Source organism: Pseudomonas urethralis (assembly GCF_021602465.1).
GTDB lineage: Bacteria > Pseudomonadota > Gammaproteobacteria > Pseudomonadales > Pseudomonadaceae > Aquipseudomonas > Aquipseudomonas vlassakiae.
This window is the reverse complement of sequence record NZ_BQIJ01000002.1, coordinates 551819-570083: the sequence shown is the minus strand read 5'-3', so window position 1 is coordinate 570083 and position 18265 is coordinate 551819. Positions and strand designations below refer to the sequence as shown.

The 18265-nt window shown below is 65.4% G+C and carries 19 protein-coding genes; 9 read left to right on the top strand and 10 right to left on the bottom strand.

Annotated elements, in window-relative coordinates:
* Window positions 1-634 precede the first annotated feature (634 nt).
* Window positions 635-2527, top strand: a complete 1893-nt coding sequence (gene mrdA / locus L6D64_RS05485; RefSeq protein ID WP_054883860.1) for a penicillin-binding protein 2 — start codon at window positions 635-637, stop codon at window positions 2525-2527.
* A 29-nt stretch (window positions 2528-2556) separates the two neighbouring features.
* Here mrdA and L6D64_RS05480 read toward each other — a convergent pair whose 3' ends face one another.
* Entirely contained in the window at window positions 2557-3459 is a 903-nt protein-coding gene (locus tag L6D64_RS05480; protein ID WP_176508876.1) for a LysR family transcriptional regulator, read from the bottom strand.
* A gap of 160 nt (window positions 3460-3619) precedes the next feature.
* On the opposite strand from L6D64_RS05480, the gene L6D64_RS05475 reads away from it, so the two are divergent.
* Window positions 3620-4657 (top strand): AbrB family transcriptional regulator, encoded by a 1038-nt coding sequence (locus L6D64_RS05475; protein ID WP_236192354.1) that lies wholly within the window; start codon window positions 3620-3622, stop codon window positions 4655-4657.
* Between the two features lie 14 nt (window positions 4658-4671).
* Here the strand turns inward: L6D64_RS05475 and L6D64_RS05470 are convergent, their stop codons facing one another.
* Window positions 4672-5157, bottom strand: coding sequence for a VOC family protein (locus L6D64_RS05470; RefSeq protein ID WP_176508878.1), 486 nt, complete (start codon window positions 5155-5157; stop codon window positions 4672-4674).
* Window positions 5158-5348: 191 nt separating this feature from the next.
* Here L6D64_RS05470 and L6D64_RS05465 point away from each other — a divergent pair, with 191 nt between their 5' ends.
* Entirely contained in the window at window positions 5349-6686 is a 1338-nt protein-coding gene (locus L6D64_RS05465) for a hypothetical protein (protein ID WP_176508879.1), read from the top strand.
* 196 nt (window positions 6687-6882) lie between these two features.
* Entirely contained in the window at window positions 6883-7533 is a 651-nt protein-coding gene (locus L6D64_RS05460) for a TIGR04211 family SH3 domain-containing protein (protein WP_054883864.1), read from the top strand.
* Between the two features lie 60 nt (window positions 7534-7593).
* Here the strand turns inward: L6D64_RS05460 and L6D64_RS05455 are convergent, their stop codons facing one another.
* Together L6D64_RS05455 and L6D64_RS05450 are read right to left on the bottom strand one after the other, a co-directional pair.
* Window positions 7594-7857, bottom strand: coding sequence for a hypothetical protein (locus L6D64_RS05455; protein WP_054883865.1), 264 nt, complete (start codon window positions 7855-7857; stop codon window positions 7594-7596).
* A 94-nt stretch (window positions 7858-7951) separates the two neighbouring features.
* Window positions 7952-8872, bottom strand: coding sequence for a LysR family transcriptional regulator (locus L6D64_RS05450; RefSeq protein ID WP_176508880.1), 921 nt, complete (start codon window positions 8870-8872; stop codon window positions 7952-7954).
* 122 nt (window positions 8873-8994) lie between these two features.
* Here L6D64_RS05450 and L6D64_RS05445 point away from each other — a divergent pair, with 122 nt between their 5' ends.
* The gene (locus L6D64_RS05445; protein WP_176508881.1) at window positions 8995-9729 is read left to right on the top strand and encodes an SDR family NAD(P)-dependent oxidoreductase; all 735 of its coding nucleotides are present in this window, start codon (window positions 8995-8997) and stop codon (window positions 9727-9729) included.
* An 18-nt stretch (window positions 9730-9747) separates the two neighbouring features.
* On the top strand, window positions 9748-9954 hold the full coding sequence (locus L6D64_RS05440; protein WP_176508882.1) for a tautomerase family protein: 207 nt from the start codon (window positions 9748-9750) through the stop codon (window positions 9952-9954).
* A gap of 21 nt (window positions 9955-9975) precedes the next feature.
* On the opposite strand, the gene L6D64_RS05435 is transcribed toward L6D64_RS05440, so the two are convergent.
* Window positions 9976-10857, bottom strand: a complete 882-nt coding sequence (locus L6D64_RS05435; RefSeq protein ID WP_176508883.1) for a LysR family transcriptional regulator — start codon at window positions 10855-10857, stop codon at window positions 9976-9978.
* Window positions 10858-10971: 114 nt separating this feature from the next.
* Between L6D64_RS05435 and argC the strand changes: the two genes are divergently transcribed.
* On the top strand, window positions 10972-11907 hold the full coding sequence (argC, locus tag L6D64_RS05430) for an N-acetyl-gamma-glutamyl-phosphate reductase (protein ID WP_176508884.1): 936 nt from the start codon (window positions 10972-10974) through the stop codon (window positions 11905-11907).
* Window positions 11908-11980: 73 nt separating this feature from the next.
* Window positions 11981-12667 (top strand): GNAT family N-acetyltransferase, encoded by a 687-nt coding sequence (locus tag L6D64_RS05425; protein WP_176508885.1) that lies wholly within the window; start codon window positions 11981-11983, stop codon window positions 12665-12667.
* A 111-nt stretch (window positions 12668-12778) separates the two neighbouring features.
* On the opposite strand, the gene L6D64_RS05420 is transcribed toward L6D64_RS05425, so the two are convergent.
* From L6D64_RS05420 to L6D64_RS05400, 5 genes are read right to left on the bottom strand one after another with little or no spacing between them, the layout of a single operon-like run.
* Complete coding sequence (locus L6D64_RS05420) at window positions 12779-13534, bottom strand: ABC transporter permease (protein WP_176508886.1); 756 nt, start codon at window positions 13532-13534, stop codon at window positions 12779-12781.
* The gene (locus tag L6D64_RS05415; RefSeq protein ID WP_176508887.1) at window positions 13534-14739 is read right to left on the bottom strand and encodes an ABC transporter substrate-binding protein; all 1206 of its coding nucleotides are present in this window, start codon (window positions 14737-14739) and stop codon (window positions 13534-13536) included. Before L6D64_RS05415 ends, L6D64_RS05420 begins: the two co-directional genes overlap by 1 nt.
* Window positions 14726-15547 carry an ABC transporter ATP-binding protein gene (locus L6D64_RS05410; protein ID WP_176508888.1) on the bottom strand — a complete coding sequence of 274 codons (822 nt, stop codon included), beginning with the start codon at window positions 15545-15547 and terminating at the stop codon, window positions 14726-14728. Before L6D64_RS05410 ends, L6D64_RS05415 begins: the two co-directional genes overlap by 14 nt.
* The gene (locus tag L6D64_RS05405) at window positions 15544-16608 is read right to left on the bottom strand and encodes an acyl-CoA dehydrogenase family protein (RefSeq protein WP_176508889.1); all 1065 of its coding nucleotides are present in this window, start codon (window positions 16606-16608) and stop codon (window positions 15544-15546) included. Before L6D64_RS05405 ends, L6D64_RS05410 begins: the two co-directional genes overlap by 4 nt.
* A 48-nt stretch (window positions 16609-16656) precedes the next feature.
* Entirely contained in the window at window positions 16657-17217 is a 561-nt protein-coding gene (locus tag L6D64_RS05400) for a carboxymuconolactone decarboxylase family protein (protein ID WP_054887183.1), read from the bottom strand.
* Between the two features lie 103 nt (window positions 17218-17320).
* Between L6D64_RS05400 and L6D64_RS05395 the strand changes: the two genes are divergently transcribed.
* Complete coding sequence (locus L6D64_RS05395) at window positions 17321-18226, top strand: AraC family transcriptional regulator (RefSeq protein ID WP_176508890.1); 906 nt, start codon at window positions 17321-17323, stop codon at window positions 18224-18226.
* The last annotated feature ends 39 nt before the right edge of the window (window positions 18227-18265 follow it).

Genomic DNA, 18265 nt, shown 5'->3' with positions numbered 1-18265 from the left:
CGATCAATTCGAGGTCTACTTCGGCCACCATAGAATTGGGAAATACAATTTCAACGATGTCGCTAGGGGACGATAATGTGTCAACCATGTCTCCGCACACGTGTCAGTGATGTGTCCGGTCCATACAGCGGGGCAAAAAGTAACCAAAAACCCCGGCTCCCATCATCCGGCCCCTACGCTGCGCTCCGGGGTCCCCTCGCTCCGGCCTTGCTCCCGGGAGGACCGCGCTGAACGGCCCATCCTGGGCCGCAGCGCTTGACGGGCATCCATGCCCGTCACCTCCCTCCGCAAGACCTGCGCTCGGCCTCCTGAAGTCGCATTAGGCGTTTGCTGAACTACCGCGCGCTTAGAAGCAAAAGCACAGCAAGAGCAAAAGCACAGCAAGAGCAAGAGCAAGAGCAAGAGATGTGGTTCAGCTGCTCCAGCTCTGAATCTGAAAGCACATGAACAAATCTTAATGTTGACCGTTAACGCCCTAATGGTGGGGGGGGTGCGCGATCCGGGGCAGTGAGCGGATCGCGCTTGCCTTGAGGCGCAGGGCCGGGTTGCGTAGCATCGCCGCCCCGGGGCCGCTGGGCGGCCCATTCGCGGGCGAAGCCCTCGCCTGCCGAATTCGCTACTGTACAGAGCCCCCATGCCGCAACCGATCCCCCTCAAGGACCACGAAAAGGAAAAACACCTGGTCAACCGCCGGCTCCTGGCCTGCGCCGCCCTGGTGTTCAGCCTGTGCGCCGTCCTGGTGGGCAGGCTCTACGTGCTGCAAGTGCTGCAACACGACCAGCAGAGCGCCGTTTCGGAAAACAACCGCGTGCACATCCTGCCCATCGCCCCCGAACGCGGACTGATCTACGACCGCAATGGCGTGGTGCTGGCCGACAACAAGCCCAGCTTCGACCTGACCATGACCCGCGAGCGCGCCGGTGACTCGGCCAAGGTGCTCGACACCTTGGCGCAAATCCTCGGCCTGGGCGAAGACGACCGCAAGCAGTTCGACAAAGACCTGCGCCGCGGCCGCAAACCGTTCGAGCCGGTCACCCTGATGGTCGGCCTGACCGAAGAACAGATCGCCCTGATCGCAGTCAACCAGTTCCGCCTGCCCGGCCTGGACGTGGAACCGCAGTTCATCCGCGAATACCCGCTGGCCGAACACTTCGCCCATTCGGTCGGCTACGTCGGGCGCATCAACGAAAAAGAAGCCAAGACCCTCGACAGCACCGAGTACCGCGGCACCCAGTCCATCGGCAAGACCGGCATCGAGCACTTCTACGAAGCCCAACTGCACGGCCATGTGGGCTACGAAGAAGTGGAAACCAACGCCCAGGGCCGGGTCATGCGCGTGCTCAACCACAAGGACCCGATCCCCGGCAAGGACATCATCCTCAGCCTCGACGCGCACCTGCAGGTGGCCGCCGAAAAGGCCCTGGGTGACCGCCGTGGCGCAGTGGTGGTGCTCGATCCGGCCAACGGCGACGTGCTGGCGATGGTCAGCAACCCGAGCTTCGACCCCAACCTGTTCGTCAAGGGCATCAGCTTCAAGCAGTACGCCGCGCTGCGCGACTCGATCGACCGGCCGCTGTTCAACCGCGTGCTGCGCGGCCTCTATGCACCCGGCTCGACGGTCAAGCCGGAAGTGGCCATCGCCGGCCTCGACAGCGGCGTGATCACCCCCGGCAGCCGCGTGTTCGACCCCGGCTACTACGAGCTGCCCAACTACGACCACAAGTACCGCAACTGGAACCACAGCGGCGATGGCTGGGTAGATATGTACACCGCCATCATGCGCTCCAATGACACCTACTTCTATGACCTGGCGCACAAGCTGGGCATCGACCGCCTGCACGACTACATGGCCGAATTCGGCCTGGGCCAGAAGGTCTCGCTGGACATGTTCGAGGAAGCCCCAGGGCTGATGCCTTCGCAAGCCTGGAAACGTGCCACCCGCCGCCAGGCCTGGTTCCCGGGCGAGACGCTGATCCTCGGCATCGGCCAGGGCTACATGCAGGTCACCCCGCTGCAACTGGCCCAGGCTACCAGCCTGCTGGCCAGCAAGGGCGTGTGGCACCGCCCGCACCTGGCCATGACCGTGGGTGGCGAGGCCCCGGTCGACCCCAACCCGATGCCCGACATCGTGCTACACGACAAGCACGCCTGGGACCAGGTCAACGTCGGCATGCAGATGGTCATGCACGATCCGCGCGGCATCGCCCGCGCCGCGGCGGCCGGCGCCCAGTACCGCATCGCCGGCAAGAGCGGCACGGCACAGGTGGTGGCGATCAAGCAAGGTGAGCGCTACAACCGCAACAAGACCCTCGAACGCCACCGCGACAACGCCCTGTTCGTCGGTTTCGCCCCGGCCGACCACCCGAGCGTGGTGGTCGCCGTGATGATCGAGAACGGCGAGGCCGGCGGCCGCGTTGCCGGGCCGGTGGTGCGCGAAGTGATGGACGCGTACCTGCTCGATGAACAGGGCCACCTGAAGCCCCAATTTGCCGGCACGCCAGCGGCCAAGCCGGTGCCGCACAGCTGAAAGGCCGGCGGCATCGGCTGAGCGTTGCTCTAGCCACGTTCGAAGAAGCTGCTGCCCTTTTCCTTGAGCAGCGTCACCAACGCACCTGCCGCCGGCGACAAGTAGCCGTCCGTACGCACCGACACTGCTACGGTGCGGCGCATGGTGGTCTGCTGGAGCGGCACTTCGCGCAGCCAGGACATGCCCAAGCCATGCTCCAGGGTTTCCCTGGCAGCGAAGCTGAGCAACTGGGTACGCGCAATCAGCCGGGGCAGCAGCGAGATGGCGTTGGTCTCGATCTGCACCTGCGGTGCTGGCAACTGATGGGCGATGAACACGTTGTCAATCCAGCGGCGGGCAGTCACCGTCGGCCCCGCCAGCACCCAGCGGTACTGGCAGAGGCGCTGCAAGGTGATGGGGCCAGCGAAGATCGGGTGCTCGGCGCTGGCCACCACGATCGCTTCGTCTTCGAGAATCGGATAGGTGGTGAACTCGGGATCCCTGGCGATCTGCGGTGAAATGATCACATCCAGCCGCCCGGCGCGCAGGGACTCCTTGAGCACATCGTCCTGGGCGATCGACAGCTTCAAGGTCACTTCCGGCGCCCGCTCCAGCAGCGCTGCGGTCAGGTGCGGCAGCAGGTGATCGGCCATGCTCGCGGCGCAGCCCAGGCGGATGTTGCCGACCAGCCCACTGGCGAAGTCGCGCACCTCGCGCTCGGTTTCGGCGATGTTCAACTGCAGTTGCTTGCCCCGCGCCAGCAGCAGCTTGCCGACATCGGTGAGCTTGATGCGGCGGCCATCGCGCTGGAACAAGCGGGTGCCCAGCGATTCTTCCAGGCGCTGGACGCTCTTGCTCAGCGCTGGCTGGCTGCGGTTGAGCTTCTCCGCGGCCCGGCCCAGGTGGCCCAGTTCGGCGATGGTTTCGAAATAGGTGAGGTCACGCAGGTCCATGATTCATGAATTTCAGTTATGGATTCATCGAAAGTAGAAAATAGACTTGATCGATTGCGCCGTCGATAATTTTCTCCGCTGGCGCTGCCAGCCCCGCGTTATCGCTGCGCAAGGAGTATCCACGTTGCAGACCGCCCTACCCCCCGCTTTCAGGCCCCTCTTGCAATGGCTCGCCCTGCTGATCTGTGCCGGCGCTTTCGGCCAGTTGCTGCATGCCCTGGCCGTGCCGGCCGGGTTGTTCCTCGGCCCCATGCTGGTGGCCATCGTCTTCGGCGTCTCGGGTGCGCAACTGCACCTGCATCGCCAGGTGTTCCGTTTCGGTCAGGGCTGCGTCGGCCTGCTGGTCGCCCATTCGGTGACGTGGGCGGTACTGGTGTCGATGGCCCAGGCCTGGCACTTGATGCTGGTCGCCACTTTCATCACGGTGGCGCTCAGCGCCCTGGTGGGCCTTGGCACCGTGCGCTACGGCGGCATCCCAGGCAGCACTGCCGCCTGGGGGACGGCACCGGGGGCAGCTTCGGCGATGGTGTCGATGGCCGAGGACAATGGCGCCGACGGCCGCGTCGTGGCAACCATGCAATACGTGCGGGTGGTGTGCGTGGTGATGATCGGCTCGCTGGTCAGCCACTTGCTCGGCGCCACACCGGCTGCAGGCGCGGTGGCCAACGCACCGGCGGCGCTGGCAGGCCCGCACCTGCTCGACAGCCTGCTCAGCCTGGGTGTGGTGCTGCTCGGCATCACGCTTGGTAATCGCCTGCCTGCCGGCGCCTTGCTCATACCGCTGCTGCTGGGCGGTGCCCTGCAGGTCAGTGGGCTGCTGACCATCCGCTTGCCCGAGCCCTTGCTGGCCATAGCCTACGGCGCCATCGGCTGTTACATCGGCCTGCGCTTCGACCGGCAGACCGTGCGCTATGTGTGGAAGCGCCTGCCGACCATGATTGCCGGCGCGGTGGTGCTGATTGCGCTATGCGCCGCGTGCGCTTACGGGCTGGCCTTGGCGATGGGCACGGATTTCCTGTCGATGTACCTGGCGACCAGCCCGGGCGGGCTGGATGCCATGGCAATCATCGCCGTGGAAACCCATGCAGATGTCGGCCTGGTGCTGGCCATGCAGACCTTGCGGCTGTTCGGGGTGATCCTGACCGGGGCCTTCTGTGCGCGGCAGATCATTCGCCTGACCCAGGGGTACGGTGGCTAGCGGCGCCACAATCCTCAGGCCGGGCCCATCAATGCCGCCTCGATCTTCGCCACGTCGATCTTGCCCATGCTCATCATCGCGTCGAACGCCCGCTTGGCCGCTGCCTTGTCGGGGTGGGCGATGGCTTCGATGAGTATGCGCGGGGTGATCTGCCAGGAGATGCCCCACTTGTCCTTGCACCAGCCACACACGCTCTCGCTGCCGCCGTTGCTGACGATGGCATGCCAGAGCCGGTCGGTCTCGGCCTGGTCCTCGGTACAGACCTGGAACGAAAACGCCTCGCTGTGCTTGAACGTGGTACCGCCATTGAGCCCGACGCACGGGATGCCCATCACGGTAAATTCGACGGTGATCACCTCACCGGCCTTGCCCGACGGGTAGTCGCCGGGGGCCGGGTGCACTGCCACCACGTGGCTGTCGGGGAAGGTTCGGGCATAAAACTCGGCCGCTTGTTCGGCATCCTTGTCGAACCACAGGCAGATCGTGTTCTTGGCAGTCATGGCAAGGCCCCATGGGCGAACAGGAAGCCTTGAGTCTAGCCCTTCAGTCCAAGCTGACGAGGGCCACCGTCAAGATAACGCTCAGAAGCCACCTACCAACTACAGGGAAACTTCCTACAACCCGCACATGGCGGGGCACTGCATCATTGCCGACGAACCTCACAAGCGACTTTTCGCAGGGAGATACAGGTTTGTCCGATTTCAAATCCAAGTTGCAGCACCTCAGCGCCGAACAGATCGAGGCGCTGTACAGCGAATACATCGGCGGGGAGAAAATTGCCCGGCTGCTCGAACGCTACGCCATCGACCTCGCTCCCAGCAGCCTGATCAAGGCCTTTCCCCCAGTACCGTGCGCCGAACTGGTGTGCCCTTATTGCGAAGTCAGCCTGTACGAACGGCGCAAAAGCCGCTCGGCCAACAGCTGGAACGATAACCTGGCCTACTGCCCGAACTGCGCCCACCGCCACTACTTCCCAGGGCGCAACCGCTGGCAACGCGCTTGCGCCTGCCAGCCCTGCCTGGCGGCGCGCGAACAGGCCCGGCAGGCAAAGGCCATCGAACAGCGCAAGCGCATCAAGGAGCACTGGTCGCTGGCAAAGCACCTGCCAGTGCCACTGCACGCGCTGTCGATCACCCGCCAGTTGCAGTTGCTGGCCGTGCTCGAAATCCGCATGGATACGCAAACGGATTGCATCCTGGCTGCGGAAAAAACCATCGGCGATGCGCGTGTCAGCCCCTCCAAGGGCATGGATTCAACCATCCTGCTGGGGCTGCATGAAGACCAGATCCTGCTGGTCGACCCGGATTCGCCGCTGGAGGCTTTCAGCGACGACCCCACTCCGAAGGCCTGGCAGAACAAGGTGCGCTGGGTCGCCAATGTCAGCCTGGATGACCCGCAGCGGGCCGGCCTCGGCACGTTGCATCGCGCGCTGCACACGGCGCTTTGCGCTGGCCCGCAGGCGCAATGGCATGACGAACTCGTCGCAGCCATCAGGTTGCTCTGCAACGAGGAAGTGTGCGCCTACATCGCCACCCGCTGCGCGGAACACGGCCTGCCCTTCGAGGCCAGGCACAAAGCCGCCGAAGTCGCAGCCCAGCTGCTCGACCGGCATCCCGTACGGCACATCTGGTCGCTGGTCAACACTGCGGTACGTGGGGCACTGTCATTCGTTGCCCGCGCCCAGGTCAACAAACTGCACGCCGCCAACACCATTCCAGGGAGCCTGCTGTCGCTGAGCGAACGCGCCATCCGCGAGGGCTGGCAGTTCACGGTATCGAGCTACGACATCCACGCCCCGCGTTCAGGTTTCAGTCAGGCGCTGTTCGACGTGCTGTTGCAACAGCGCGACCATGGCCTGAGTCGCAAGGTCAGCGACTATATCGCTGAGCTGCCGGGGCACGCGGACGATAGCGGCTGCAGGCTGTTTTGCGCCATGTGCGGATCGAACCTGGTCCATGTGAAGGCGGGGCCTCGGGAAACCATCGTCAATTGCAAGGACTGCCTCGCCAGGACCCTCCTATCGACCTGAAAAAAGCGCCCCATCCGGGGTGCGCGCCTCGCGCCCGGTACCTGCAACATTCTGTTGGGAATTCCGACATTCAGCAGTGAACCTGCTTACAAAATTGCGGTCTGTCCCTGACGGTCAATTCACCGACCGGTTCGCCGGCCTCGTCGCTGATCCACAGTGACCGGGCCTATTTTTCCTGTTGCAGCGAAGACCCAACATGCCTGAATCCCGCCCAGCCTCCCTTGCCCTTCCTGCCCTGCGCGGCAGCCTGCTCGCCGCCCTGCTGGCCCTTGCCGTCCCTGCGCATGCCGAAGAGCCGGCCAGCGATGCGCGCTGGGTCAGCGACAGCTTGAGCACCTACGTGCGCAGCGGCCCGACCGATGGCCACCGCATCGTGGGCACGCTCAAGTCCGGGCAGAAACTCACCCTGGTCGGTAGCCAGGGCAACTACAGCCAGGTACGTGGGCAGAATGGCGACCTGGTATGGATCCTCACCAATGACCTGCAGTCGGTGCCGGGCCAGAGCGAGCGCCTGCCGCAACTCGACGCCCAGGTGGCGGAGCTGTCCGGGCAGCTCAAGACCATCGATGACAGCTGGAAGAACCGTGTACAGGGCATGCAGGAGACCCTCGACTCGCGCAAGAAGCTCATCGATGAGCTGGAAGCACGCAACCAGGCGCTCAGCGAACAGCTCGACCAGAGCCAGTCGAGCCTGCGCGATACCCAGGCACGCCTGGGCGACGAGAACAAGCAGGTGATGATGCGTTACATGGTCTATGGCGGCAGCATCGCCGGTGCCGGCCTGCTGGCGGGGCTGATCCTGCCGGCGCTGACCCGTGGGCGGAAGAAGAACGACCGCTGGTTCTGATGACCGACCGGCGGGCCTCTTCGCGGATTCAACTGCGCCGAGGCCCGCAGCAACGTGGCGCTATCGGCTGCGCGCCTTGTTATAGATACTTTTGGCCTGGTCGGCAGCAGACTGACACTTGGCCATATCGCCGGCATCCCGAGCCTTTTTGGCTTCTTCCCATTTCACTTTGAAATCATGGGCCATGCCGCCGTGCATGCCCTGGCCACTGGCTTTGTGGTCGTCTTCCAGTTCCTTGATCTTCGCATCGCAGTTGGTTTTGGGGTCAGCGTGTGCAGCAACACTCAGCACTGAAGCAATTACCAGCAATAGGATGGATTTCATGGAGCGTTCTCCTGGGAAATCAGAATGATCATCGAGAGTCATTTGGCTCGACGCAGGGGAAAGCATAGTCGGCGATGGCGCTGGCTGTGTCGGTTCAGCTCGGCGGTCGTCGCGCCTCGGCAAACAGGAAGTCGATGAACGCCCGTACCCGCAAGGGCATGTGCCGGGCCTGCGGGTAGATCAGCATGAAAGGGCGCGAGGTGCCACCGTATGCAGGCAATACCTCGACCAGCTCACCACTGGCCAGGGCGTCCTGCACGGTGAAGCGGTAGGCCTGCATCAGGCCGCCGCCATGACGCACCAGTGTCGCGCTCGCCAGGAAATCGCCCTGGCAGGTGACTCCCCCTTGGGTCTCGATTTCAACCTCGCGGCCTTCGATGCGGAAACTCCACGGCAGACGGCGGCCGGTACTGGCCAGCTCGAACTGGATGCACTCATGCCCGGCCAGGTCCTGCGGCACCTGCGGCTTGCCCATGCGCGTCAGGTAGGCCGGTGTCGCCACCACCACCAACTCGGCATTCTCCAGGCGCCGCGCCACCAGCCGCGAATCGGCGGGCTCACGGCCACGGATGGCGAGATCGAAGGGCTCCTCGGCGAAGTCGACGTTGCGATTGCTGACATGCACATCCACCTGCACCTGCGGATAACGCTGACGGAACGCCGGCAGCAACGGCAACAAGCGGTAATGCGCATAGGGAGTGGGTGCACTGATGCGCAGGCGACCGCTTGGCACGGCCTGGCCACCGGCGGCCTGGCGCTCCGCCTCGAGCAGTTGCCCGAGTGCCTGACGGCATTGCTGATAATAGGCTTGGCCGGCGTCGGACAAGCGCATCTGCCGCGTGGTCCGCACCAGCAGGCGCACGCCCAGGCGCTCCTCCAGCCGTGCCACGCTGCGGCTTACCGCTGCCGGGGTGACACCGGCCTCGGCGGCTGCAGCGGTGAAGCTGCCGGTCTCGGCTGCCAGGCAGAACAGCTCCAGGCTGCCCAGTTGCAGATCGTCGAAGTGGCGGGTCATGGCAGCTCGATTGATTACATGATGTATCGATTGAAATGCCATACAGCTCATTTTTCAAGTTGGCGTTGCGCCCTACATTGGCTTGCACACGAGCCACCGGCTCACTTCCGGAGAACGCAAACATGAGCACGCCAAGAACCGTCATCATCACCGGGGCCTCCAGCGGCCTGGGCTTCGCCCTCGCCGAGGCGTTCCTCGAACGCGGCGACAACGTAATCGGCAACGCCCGCAGCCAGGCACGCCTGGACCAGGCCTCGGCCCGCCTCGGTCACCCGCAGCGCTTCGTCGGCGTGGCTGGCGACATCGCCGCAGCCGAGACTGCCCAGCGCCTGTTTGCCACGGCCCAGGCGACCTTCGGCGGCGTCGACATCCTAATCAACAACGCCGGAATCTTCATTCCCAAGCCTTTCACCGAGTACAGCGAGGCAGACCTCGACGCGCTGGTCGGCACCAACCTCAAGGGCTTTTTCTACCCGTCGCAGGCAGCGGCAAGGGTCATGGCTGCGCAAGGCCATGGGCAGATCATCGCCATCACCGCCTCCATCGCAATGCAGCCGGATACCCGCGTACCGGCGCTGTTGCCAGTGCTGGTCAAGGGCGGGCTGAACCAGGCGGTCAAAGGCCTGGCCCTGGAGCTGGCAGCCAGCGGCGTGCAGGTCAATGCGGTAGCCCCCGGGATCATCGATACACCGCTGCACGGCGGCACGGTCGAGGCCCTTGGCGGGCTTTCACCCAGCGGCCGCACGGGCAAGCCGCAGGATGTGGTAGACGCCGTGCTGTACCTGACCGACGCACGCTTCGTCAGCGGCGTCATCCTGCCCGTGGACGGTGGCAGCACCGCCGGTACCTGGCACTGAACCGAGGAGCGAACAGCCATGCCGTACGTACATATCCGGGTGACCGATGAAGGGGTTACCCAGCAACACAAGCGCCAGCTCATCGAGGGCACCACGCGGTTGCTGGAACAGGTGCTGGGAAAGCCGCCGGCCAGTACCTTCGTGGTGATCGAGGAGGTGCCGACGGATAACTGGGGGGTGGGCGGCGAGACCGTGACGGCGGTACGCCTGCGCGAGCGGGGCTGACCCCGGGCCGCTTTGCAGCCCTTACTGCCGCAACCGTTCCAGCGCTTGCAGCACAAACCCCGTTGCCCGCTCCACTTGCCCTTCCCGGCAGGCAATCCCCAGCTGCCGCCACAACCCGGGCCGCAGCGGCCGGCGGGCAATCCGCCGGTCCAGTTCGGCGGCCTCGCCTTCCTGCGGCAACAAGGTCGCGCCATAGCCCGCCCCGACCAGGCTCTTGATCGCATCGTTGTAGTTCAGCTCGATTCGCGGCTCGGGATACAAGCCCGCCGCCGCGAACCACTCACCGGTCACCCGCGATAACTGGGTGCTGTGGTCATTGAGGATCAACGCACGCTGCGCCAGCCAGGCCGGGGTGACCTTGGCCGGCGGCTGCCAGTCGGCCGGCACATACGCCAGAATCGGGTCGCGCCGCCAGGGCGTGACCCTGACACCCTTGCCGGCCACCTGCGGCAGCGCGACCAGGCCGATATCCAGGCTGCCTTCTCGCAAGCGCGCCAGGGAAGCCTGGGAGGTCAGCACCTGAACCTGCACGTCGATACCGGGGTGTGCCTCATTCAAATGCTCCAGGGCCTTGGGCAACAAGTGGGCAATGGCACCCGTGGATGCCCCCAGGCGCACCCGCCCGGTCAGGCCCTCGACCTGGCGACGCACTTCGTCCAACGCCAGGTCGGCATCGGCCAGCAAACGCCGGGCCCTGCCCAGCAGCGTCTCGCCGATGGCCGTCGGGCGCACCTGGTTGCGGTTGCGCGTCAGCAGCGGCGCACCGACCCGCGCCTCCAGCTCGGCCACGTGCAGGCTGATGGTGGGCGGCGCGAGGTTGAGCTGACGGGCGGCCTCGGCAAACGAGCCCAGGTCGGTAACCACTACCAAGGTTCGCAGGCGGTCGAGGCTGATTTCGCGCATGGGCGGCGGTCCTTGATTCATGAAAGCTGAACGTCAGCGTCATCATATTCAAATTTTCTTTCCCAGTGCCACAGGCGAGCATAGGCCATCTCCTCCGCTGACCGGACTCCGACCATGCACACCCCTGTTGTCTTCATCGACGGTGACCAAGGCACCACCGGCCTGCAGATCCATGCCCGCCTGCAAGGCCGCACCGACCTGCGCCTGCTGACCCTGCCGCAAGCCGAGCGCAAGGACCCGCAGCGCCGCGCCGATTCCATCAACAGCGCCGACATCGCCTTGCTGTGCCTGCCCGACGATGCTGCACGCACGGCCGTGGCGGCCATCGAGAACCCGGCCGTACGGGTGATCGACGCCAGCTCCGCGCACCGCACCACGCCAGGCTGGGTCTACGGCCTGCCGGAGCTGGACGAGCAGCAGGCCGAGCGTATCGCCCGGGCCAAGCGGGTCAGCAACCCCGGCTGCTACCCGACCGGCGCCATCGCCCTGCTGCGCCCGCTGGTCAAGGCCGGCCTGCTGCCGGCCGACTACCCGCTGAGCATCCACGCCATCTCGGGTTATTCCGGCGGTGGTCGTGCCGCCGTCGAGCGGCACGAAACACCGGGCGCTGAACATCCCCCCATCCTGCAGGTGTATGGCCTGGAACTGGCGCACAAGCACGTGCCGGAAATCCAGCTGCACGCGGGCCTGTCGGCACGGCCCATGTTCCTGCCCGGTTACGCGGCCTATCGCCAGGGCATCGTCCTGAGCATTCCCCTGCAGTTGCGCCTGCTGCCGGGCCAGCCGCGCGCCGAGCAGTTGCAAGCCTGCCTGGAGCACCACTACCAGGGTGCCCGCCATGTGCAGGTGATGCCCCTGCACCAGCAAGGCCCGGCCACCCCGCTCGACCCGCAGGCGCTGAATGACAGCAACGACCTGCGCCTGGCGCTGTACGCCAACCCCGAGCACGGCCAGGTGCTGCTGACGGCGGTGTTCGACAACCTGGGCAAGGGTGCCTCGGGCGCGGCCGTGCAGAACCTCGACCTGATGCTCGCCGCGATGCGCGGCTAAAAAGGGTTTAGACTGTGCACCCCGCGCCAACTCGGCGCGGGATGAGCCAATCGCAGCCGGAGCCCGTTTACCGATGTTCATCCTGAGCCGCCTCGACAGCGTGCCGCCCGAATCTTTCCAGAACCAGATCCGCGAGCTGGTGATCCACAACGTCGGCGATCTGAGCAGTGTCGCCATTCGCGCCGAAAACCCGCTGTATCCGCTGTACCAGTACGGTGTCGGCATGGAGGTGCACCAGTACCTGCAAGCCATGGACGGCACCCGTGGCCTGGCTGTGGAACTGACCCTGGCCCTGGATGCCGATGCCCCGGACCAGTTGCTCGGTTTCGCCCTGAGCTTGCCGGCCCAGGACAACCCCCAGGCCTGCGCCCTGGCGTTTCTGGCCGTGGCACCCAGCCACCGCCGCCAAGGCATTGCCCGTGCCCTGCTGGGTGACGCGCAGGCACGCTGTGCCAGTGTCGAGCTGAATGCCTTTGCCAGCCAGGTGCCGTGGTTCGAGAGCATGGGCATGCAGGTGGTCGCCGCCAGCGGGCCGCAGGTGCTGATGAGCAGCACCGGCCAGGCCAGTGGCGCGCTGATCGGGCGGCTGGACATTGCGCCGATCTACCAGACTGCCGAAGTCCTGCAGATCCACACCTACCTGCTCAACCAGCAGGGTGAGGATGCGATGGTCGATGCCGAGCAGCAGCGGGATGCGTGGCTGGATGAATTGACCGCCCAGGCGAACGCCTGTGTGCGGGAACGCAGATCGGTGCATTAAGCCCAGGGCCTGTTCGCGGGTAAACCCGCTCCCACAGCGAACGCACACCTTTCCAGGCCTGCGCGAATACTGTGGGAGCGCGTTTACCCGCGAACAAGCACAACTGGCCGGTCAGGCATGCACCCAGCGCCGATGCAGCCCGCGGGCCAGCGCATCGAGCATGAACCCGAGCACGCCGATCAGCAGCACCATCGCCATCAGTTCCGAGTAAGCCAGGCGGTCGCGGGTATCGAGAATGAAATACCCAAGCCCGGCACTCACCCCGAGCATCTCGCACGGCACCAGCACGATCCACAGGATGCCAATCGCCAGGCGCACCCCGGTCAGCACATGGCCGATGACCCCCGGCACGATCACCTTGCACAAGGTTTCCCAGCGCGTGGCACTGAGGCTGCGGCTCAACTGCAGCCAGCGCGGGTCGAGCTGGCGCACGCCTGCGGCGGTGTTGAGCAGGATCGGCCAGAGTGCGGCAAAGGCCAGCAGGAAGTAGATCGGCTGGTCACCCACGCCCATCAGCATCACCACCACTGGCATCCACGACAAGGGCGAGATCATCCGCAGGAACTGGAACTCTGGCGTGGTCGCTGCTTCCAGGTGCCGGTAGCTCCCCACCAGCAGCCCCAGCGGCACGCCGATCAGCAGCGCCAGCAACAAGCCGACCAGAATGCGCTTGAGGCTGACCCAGACATGCCCGTAGACCTCGCCTTGGCCAAGCAACTCGACCAGGCTGGCCAGGGTCGCCTGGGGCGAGAAGCGTGCCGACAGGCCGTCAGCCTCGCCGAACAGCTGAACACCCGCCCACCACAGCAGCAGCAACCCCAGCAGGCCCGCCAGCCCCAGGCCGGCAGCTACGACGTGCTTGCCCATCAGACCGCGAACTCCTCGCTACGCTGGAAGTTCTCGGCGATGCCGAACACCGACGGGCCACCGACTGCGGCAATGGCGTTGCGCACGAAGCGGTCGTCGACCAGGTCGCGAGCCGTCTGCACCGGGTCCAACCCGGCGAGGAAGCCGCTTTCGCCCTCGATCAGGGTGTGCTTCAGGCGCTTGACCAGTTCTTCGGTGTAGCTGGGGTATGGGTAGGGCTGGAAGTCGATGCGCTTCTCGTCCCATTGCTGATGCCGGATCGCACCACTGGCCACGTAGCCAGCGCGGTCTTCGGCGGCCGGCGCCAGCACCTTGGTCAGCACCGCCGGTTCATGCGGCGTGTACTTGTTGGGGCCCGCCTTGGACAGCAAGGCCGCCGCTTCGGCGCGGTGGTCGCGGGTCCATTGCTGGGCCTTGACGATGGCGTTGACCACCTTCTGCGACCACTCCGGGCGGTTGTTCAGGTCGTGCTCATGCATGAACACCACGCAGCAGGCGTGGTTGCGCCACACATCGCCGGTAAAGCGCTGCACGCGGCCGACCTTGAGGTTCTCGGCCAGGGCATTGAAGGGTTCGGCGACGATGTAGCCGGCGATGCGCTTGCTGGCCAGGGCCGGCGGCATGTCCGAGGGCGGCAGCACCAGCAGGTTGACCTCATTGGCCGCCAGCGTGGCATTGGCAGGTTTCGACACCGGGGTCAGGCCGTTGTCATTGAGCATCTGCTGCAATACCACATTGTGGATCGAGTACCAGAACGGGATGGCCACTGTCTTGCCGCCCAGTTGCTTCATGTCGCTGATGTCCGGCGCCACGGTCAGGCCCGAGCCGCCGACATGGTTCCAGGCCACCACCTTGGCCGGTACCTTGCTGCCGTAACGTGCCCACACGGTCATCGGCGAAAGCAGGTGGATGACGTTGACCTGGCCGGAGATGAACGCCTCGATCACCTGCGCCCAGCTGCGCAGCAATACCGGGCGCTCGGCCTTGATGCCTTCGGCCTCGAACAGGCCGTTGTTGTGCGCCACCAGCAGCGGCGTGGCGTCGGTGATCGGCAGGTAGCCGATGCGCACCGGCGCATCGGGTTCGGCGGCGGCGCGGGCCTGCAAGCTGGAGAGCAGCGGTACGGCGCCGGCAGCGGTGAGCATGGCGCTGAGCTTGAGGAAATCACGACGCGAGGTGGAGGAACAGCAGTCATCCATGCACATGGGCAGGCTCCGGAGTCAACGAGGTAGGGGAAGGTTCAGCCGTGCGGCTCGCCCGCCGAAGGGTCTTGAGTATCTCGATTCGCAGCGCGCCCAGTTCCTCGACCCGCTGCGTACGCGGTTGCGGCAGGTCGATGTGCCATTGACCAAGGACGTGCGCCGGGTGGTTGCCCAGTAGCAGCACCCGGTCGGACAACAACAGGGCTTCGTCGATGTCATGGGTAATCAGCACCGCCGCCGTGTTGTGAGCGGCGATCAGTTGCAGCAGCAATTGCTGCATGTCGGCACGGGTCACTTCGTCGAGCGCGCCGAACGGCTCGTCGAGCAGCAGGACTTCGGGCTGGCGCGCCAGGCAACGGGCCAGCGCGGTGCGCTGGGCCATGCCGCCAGACAATTGCGCCGGATACTGGTTGCGCGCATGGGCCAGGCCCACCGCGCTAATGGCCTGGTCGATGCGCGCGCGGCGCTCGGCTGACGACAGCTTGGGCTGGCGGGCGAAATCCAGGCCGAAGGCGACGTTCTTTTCCAGGCTCAGCCAGGGCAGCAGGCTCGGGTCCTGAAAGGCCACCGCCAGGCGCGGGTGCGGCCCCTGCAGCGGCTCGCCGTGCAGGGTCACGCGGCCGCTGCGCGGTTGCTGCAAACCGGCCAGCACCCGCAGCAGGCTGGACTTGCCGACGCCACTGGGGCCGAGGATGGTCACCACCTCGCCTGGCGCCAGTTGCAGGTCAAAGCGCGCCAGCACCTCCTGCCAACCACCCTCGCGCGGGTAGCCCAGGCTGATCGCGCAGGCTTGGAGTAGCGGTTGGCTCATGCGCTGGCGGCCTGGCGATGCAGCTCGGCGCGCAGTTGCACCAGGCTTGGGGTAACGATCGGCACGAACGCCGACTCGCGCCAGCGGCGGGCGAAGCCGGCCCCGAACTCATCCAGGTACGCCTTGCCGCCGCTGGCCTGCAGCTCCAGCTGCACGGCGTCGGCAGCACTTTCGGCGAGGGTGATGCGCAGCTTGAACAGCGCCGCCGGCTGGCCCTGGTAACGCCCTTCGAGCAGGCCTTGCTTGAGCTCGGCCACGGTGTTTTCCAGGCGTTCCTTGAGCACCTGGCGGTGTTCTTCAAGGAACGACAGGCGCCCGTGCAGGTGTTCGTGGACTTCCTCCAGCGAGCGCCGCGCCAGGCCGATGGCCATGCCGCACTGCAGGGCGAGGAACGCCGGGCGCACCTTGGGCAGGAATTCGCGGGCGTTTTCGTGCAACAGCCAGTCGCGGCTCAACTGTACCTGATGAAACGCCAACGCGGCCGTGTTGCTCGATTGCAGGCCCATCAGTTCCAGGTCGTCAGAGCGCTCCAGGCCCTGGCTGTCGGAGGGAATGGCCATCACGAAGGGCGAGCCACCGGCGTCGTCCTCGATGGCCGCCGCCACGACGAAGCCGCTCTTGCGCAGGTTGGTCACCCAGTGCAGGCGGCCTTCCAGCGTCCAGCCCGCCGCCTCGCAGCGGCCACGCACCTGCAAGGCCTCGATGCCGGAAAGGAACTTCATGGCGTTCGACAAGCCGGTGGCCCCGGCCAGCTCGCCGGTCAGCAGGTTGGGCAACAAGCGCTCGCGCAAGCCCTGGTTGGGGCTTTGCAGCAGGTATTCGATAAACGCGCGCTGGCCCCAGCAAACGAAGGCTGCGGCCAGTGAGCGGCTGGCGATGGCGGCGATGGCTTCGACCGCATCGGTGACTGCGCCGCCGCTGCCGCCCAGTGCCGGGGCGACGCCAACGCGCAGCAGTTGCGATTCGGCTATATGCGCCAGCACGTGCTGCGGGTCACATTGGCCCTGGTCGATTGCCTCGGCATTGGCATCCAGCCATTGACGAAATGCAGCATCAAGCATGTCCCTACTCCTTTTGAAATCACAGGCGCCACCCGCGCCAGGCGTCGATTACGCAGTTGGCTGCCAGCGGTACTTGCTCAGTTCGTCGTTGAGCGGCGTCTGGGCGAACACATTAGCAAAGTTGCACAGGGTTGCGAGACTCACGCCCAGAATCACTTCCAGGGCGTTGCCCTCGGTGAAACCGGCTGCGCGGAAGGCCTGGTAGGTGGCGTCGCTGACGTTGCCGCGGGTGGCGATGACTTCACGGGCGAATTCGGCCAGGGTCTCGTAGCGGGCATCCGGCAGTTCACCACGGGCGCGCAGGGCGTCGACCACTTCGGCGGGCAGCTTGGCCTTGTTCAGGGCCACGGCAGTGTGGCCGGCGACGCAGAAGTCGCAGCCGTGTTGGGTGGCGGCAATCAGTTGCACCACTTCACGCTCGGCCAGGGACAACTCGGACTTGCCGTTCAGGGCCGAGACGGTGACATAGGTCTCCAGCGCTGCCGGGGCATTGGCCAGCACGCCGAGCAGGTTGGGAATGAAGCCGGAGTTCTTCTGGGCGTTCTCGAGGAACGGGCGGGCCGCTTCCGGAGCGCTCTGCAGAGTGTGTAGAGTAATGCGCGAGGTCATGGAGTGGTCTCCTGTCGATGTAGGTTGCTACAGTCTGTTGGTTATAAGAATTACCCTCCATATTCATCAGTCGCCTTTCCTTGCTCCTGAGTCTTTGCATTAGATGATTTCATCCAGCCATCTTGTCGATTGGTTATTAGAGGGCCTCGAACTCGATGCCAGCCTGTTTCATGTCGGCCGCTATTGCGGTGGCTGGCATGCCAGCACCCAAGGCATGGGCCGCGCCAGTTTTCACCTGGTGGTGCAGGGGCATTGCTGGTTGCACCTCGATGGCCAGAGCGAGGCTGTGCGCCTGGCCGCCGGCGATGCCGTGTTCCTGCTGCGCGACCTGGGCTATCGGCTATCCAGCGACCAGGACCCGATTACCGCCTGCGACCAGCCACGCCAGCCAATGCAGGCACTGGATGCGACGGCGAGCGACGGGGTGGGCCTGGTATGCGGGTTCTTCGACTTCCGCGCCGGGTTGTCGTCGCTGATCGTCGATGGGCTGGCCGACTGGATCGTGCTGCGTGCCGATGAACCGGCCGGGCATGCGGCGCGGGCATTGTTCGGGCTGATTCTGGAGGAGTGCCAGCGCTCGCCCTCGCAGACGATGCTGGAGCGCCTCACCCAGTTGCTGTTCCTGTATGTGCTGCGCCAGCAGGTGCATGGCGGGCAGTCGCTTGGCGGGCTGGTCGCCCTCGCCCGTCAGCCGGCGTTCGCCGGGTTGCTGGAGCAATTGATCGAACAGCCTGGCCAGGCCTGGACACTGGAGAGCATGGCCGCCTGCACCGGGTTGTCGCGCTCGGCGTTCTTCAAGCGGTTCAATGAGCTGGCCGGGCAGTCGCCGGGGCAGGTGCTGCTGGCGCTGCGCATGCGCCATGCCAGCCGGTTGTTGCAGGCGGGCAATACCGTGGAACAGGTGGGGGCGCAGGTCGGGTATCAGTCGGTGGCGGCGTTTACCCGGGCGTTTGCCAAGACCGTGGGTGTGCAACCGGGGGCGTATCGACGCCAGCACGAGCAGCGCTGACCTGCTGAAAGGGGGCGCACAGCGCCCCCTGGCTGTCAG

What these genes read in the sequence shown, in the direction of transcription:
- mrdA (WP_054883860.1), top strand. Translation starts at nt 635, where the DNA reads ATGCCGCAACCGATCCCCCTCAAGGACCACGAAAAGGAAAAACACCTG.
- L6D64_RS05480 (WP_176508876.1), bottom strand. Translation starts at nt 3,459, where the DNA reads ATGGACCTGCGTGACCTCACCTATTTCGAAACCATCGCCGAACTGGGC.
- L6D64_RS05470 (WP_176508878.1), bottom strand. Translation starts at nt 5,157, where the DNA reads ATGACTGCCAAGAACACGATCTGCCTGTGGTTCGACAAGGATGCCGAA.
- L6D64_RS05460 (WP_054883864.1), top strand. Translation starts at nt 6,883, where the DNA reads ATGCCTGAATCCCGCCCAGCCTCCCTTGCCCTTCCTGCCCTGCGCGGC.
- L6D64_RS05455 (WP_054883865.1), bottom strand. Translation starts at nt 7,857, where the DNA reads ATGAAATCCATCCTATTGCTGGTAATTGCTTCAGTGCTGAGTGTTGCT.
- L6D64_RS05450 (WP_176508880.1), bottom strand. Translation starts at nt 8,872, where the DNA reads ATGACCCGCCACTTCGACGATCTGCAACTGGGCAGCCTGGAGCTGTTC.
- L6D64_RS05445 (WP_176508881.1), top strand. Translation starts at nt 8,995, where the DNA reads ATGAGCACGCCAAGAACCGTCATCATCACCGGGGCCTCCAGCGGCCTG.
- L6D64_RS05440 (WP_176508882.1), top strand. Translation starts at nt 9,748, where the DNA reads ATGCCGTACGTACATATCCGGGTGACCGATGAAGGGGTTACCCAGCAA.
- L6D64_RS05435 (WP_176508883.1), bottom strand. Translation starts at nt 10,857, where the DNA reads ATGCGCGAAATCAGCCTCGACCGCCTGCGAACCTTGGTAGTGGTTACC.
- argC (WP_176508884.1), top strand. Translation starts at nt 10,972, where the DNA reads ATGCACACCCCTGTTGTCTTCATCGACGGTGACCAAGGCACCACCGGC.
- L6D64_RS05425 (WP_176508885.1), top strand. Translation starts at nt 11,981, where the DNA reads ATGTTCATCCTGAGCCGCCTCGACAGCGTGCCGCCCGAATCTTTCCAG.
- L6D64_RS05420 (WP_176508886.1), bottom strand. Translation starts at nt 13,534, where the DNA reads ATGGGCAAGCACGTCGTAGCTGCCGGCCTGGGGCTGGCGGGCCTGCTG.
- L6D64_RS05415 (WP_176508887.1), bottom strand. Translation starts at nt 14,739, where the DNA reads ATGTGCATGGATGACTGCTGTTCCTCCACCTCGCGTCGTGATTTCCTC.
- L6D64_RS05410 (WP_176508888.1), bottom strand. Translation starts at nt 15,547, where the DNA reads ATGAGCCAACCGCTACTCCAAGCCTGCGCGATCAGCCTGGGCTACCCG.
- L6D64_RS05405 (WP_176508889.1), bottom strand. Translation starts at nt 16,608, where the DNA reads ATGCTTGATGCTGCATTTCGTCAATGGCTGGATGCCAATGCCGAGGCA.
- L6D64_RS05400 (WP_054887183.1), bottom strand. Translation starts at nt 17,217, where the DNA reads ATGACCTCGCGCATTACTCTACACACTCTGCAGAGCGCTCCGGAAGCG.
- L6D64_RS05395 (WP_176508890.1), top strand. Translation starts at nt 17,321, where the DNA reads ATGATTTCATCCAGCCATCTTGTCGATTGGTTATTAGAGGGCCTCGAA.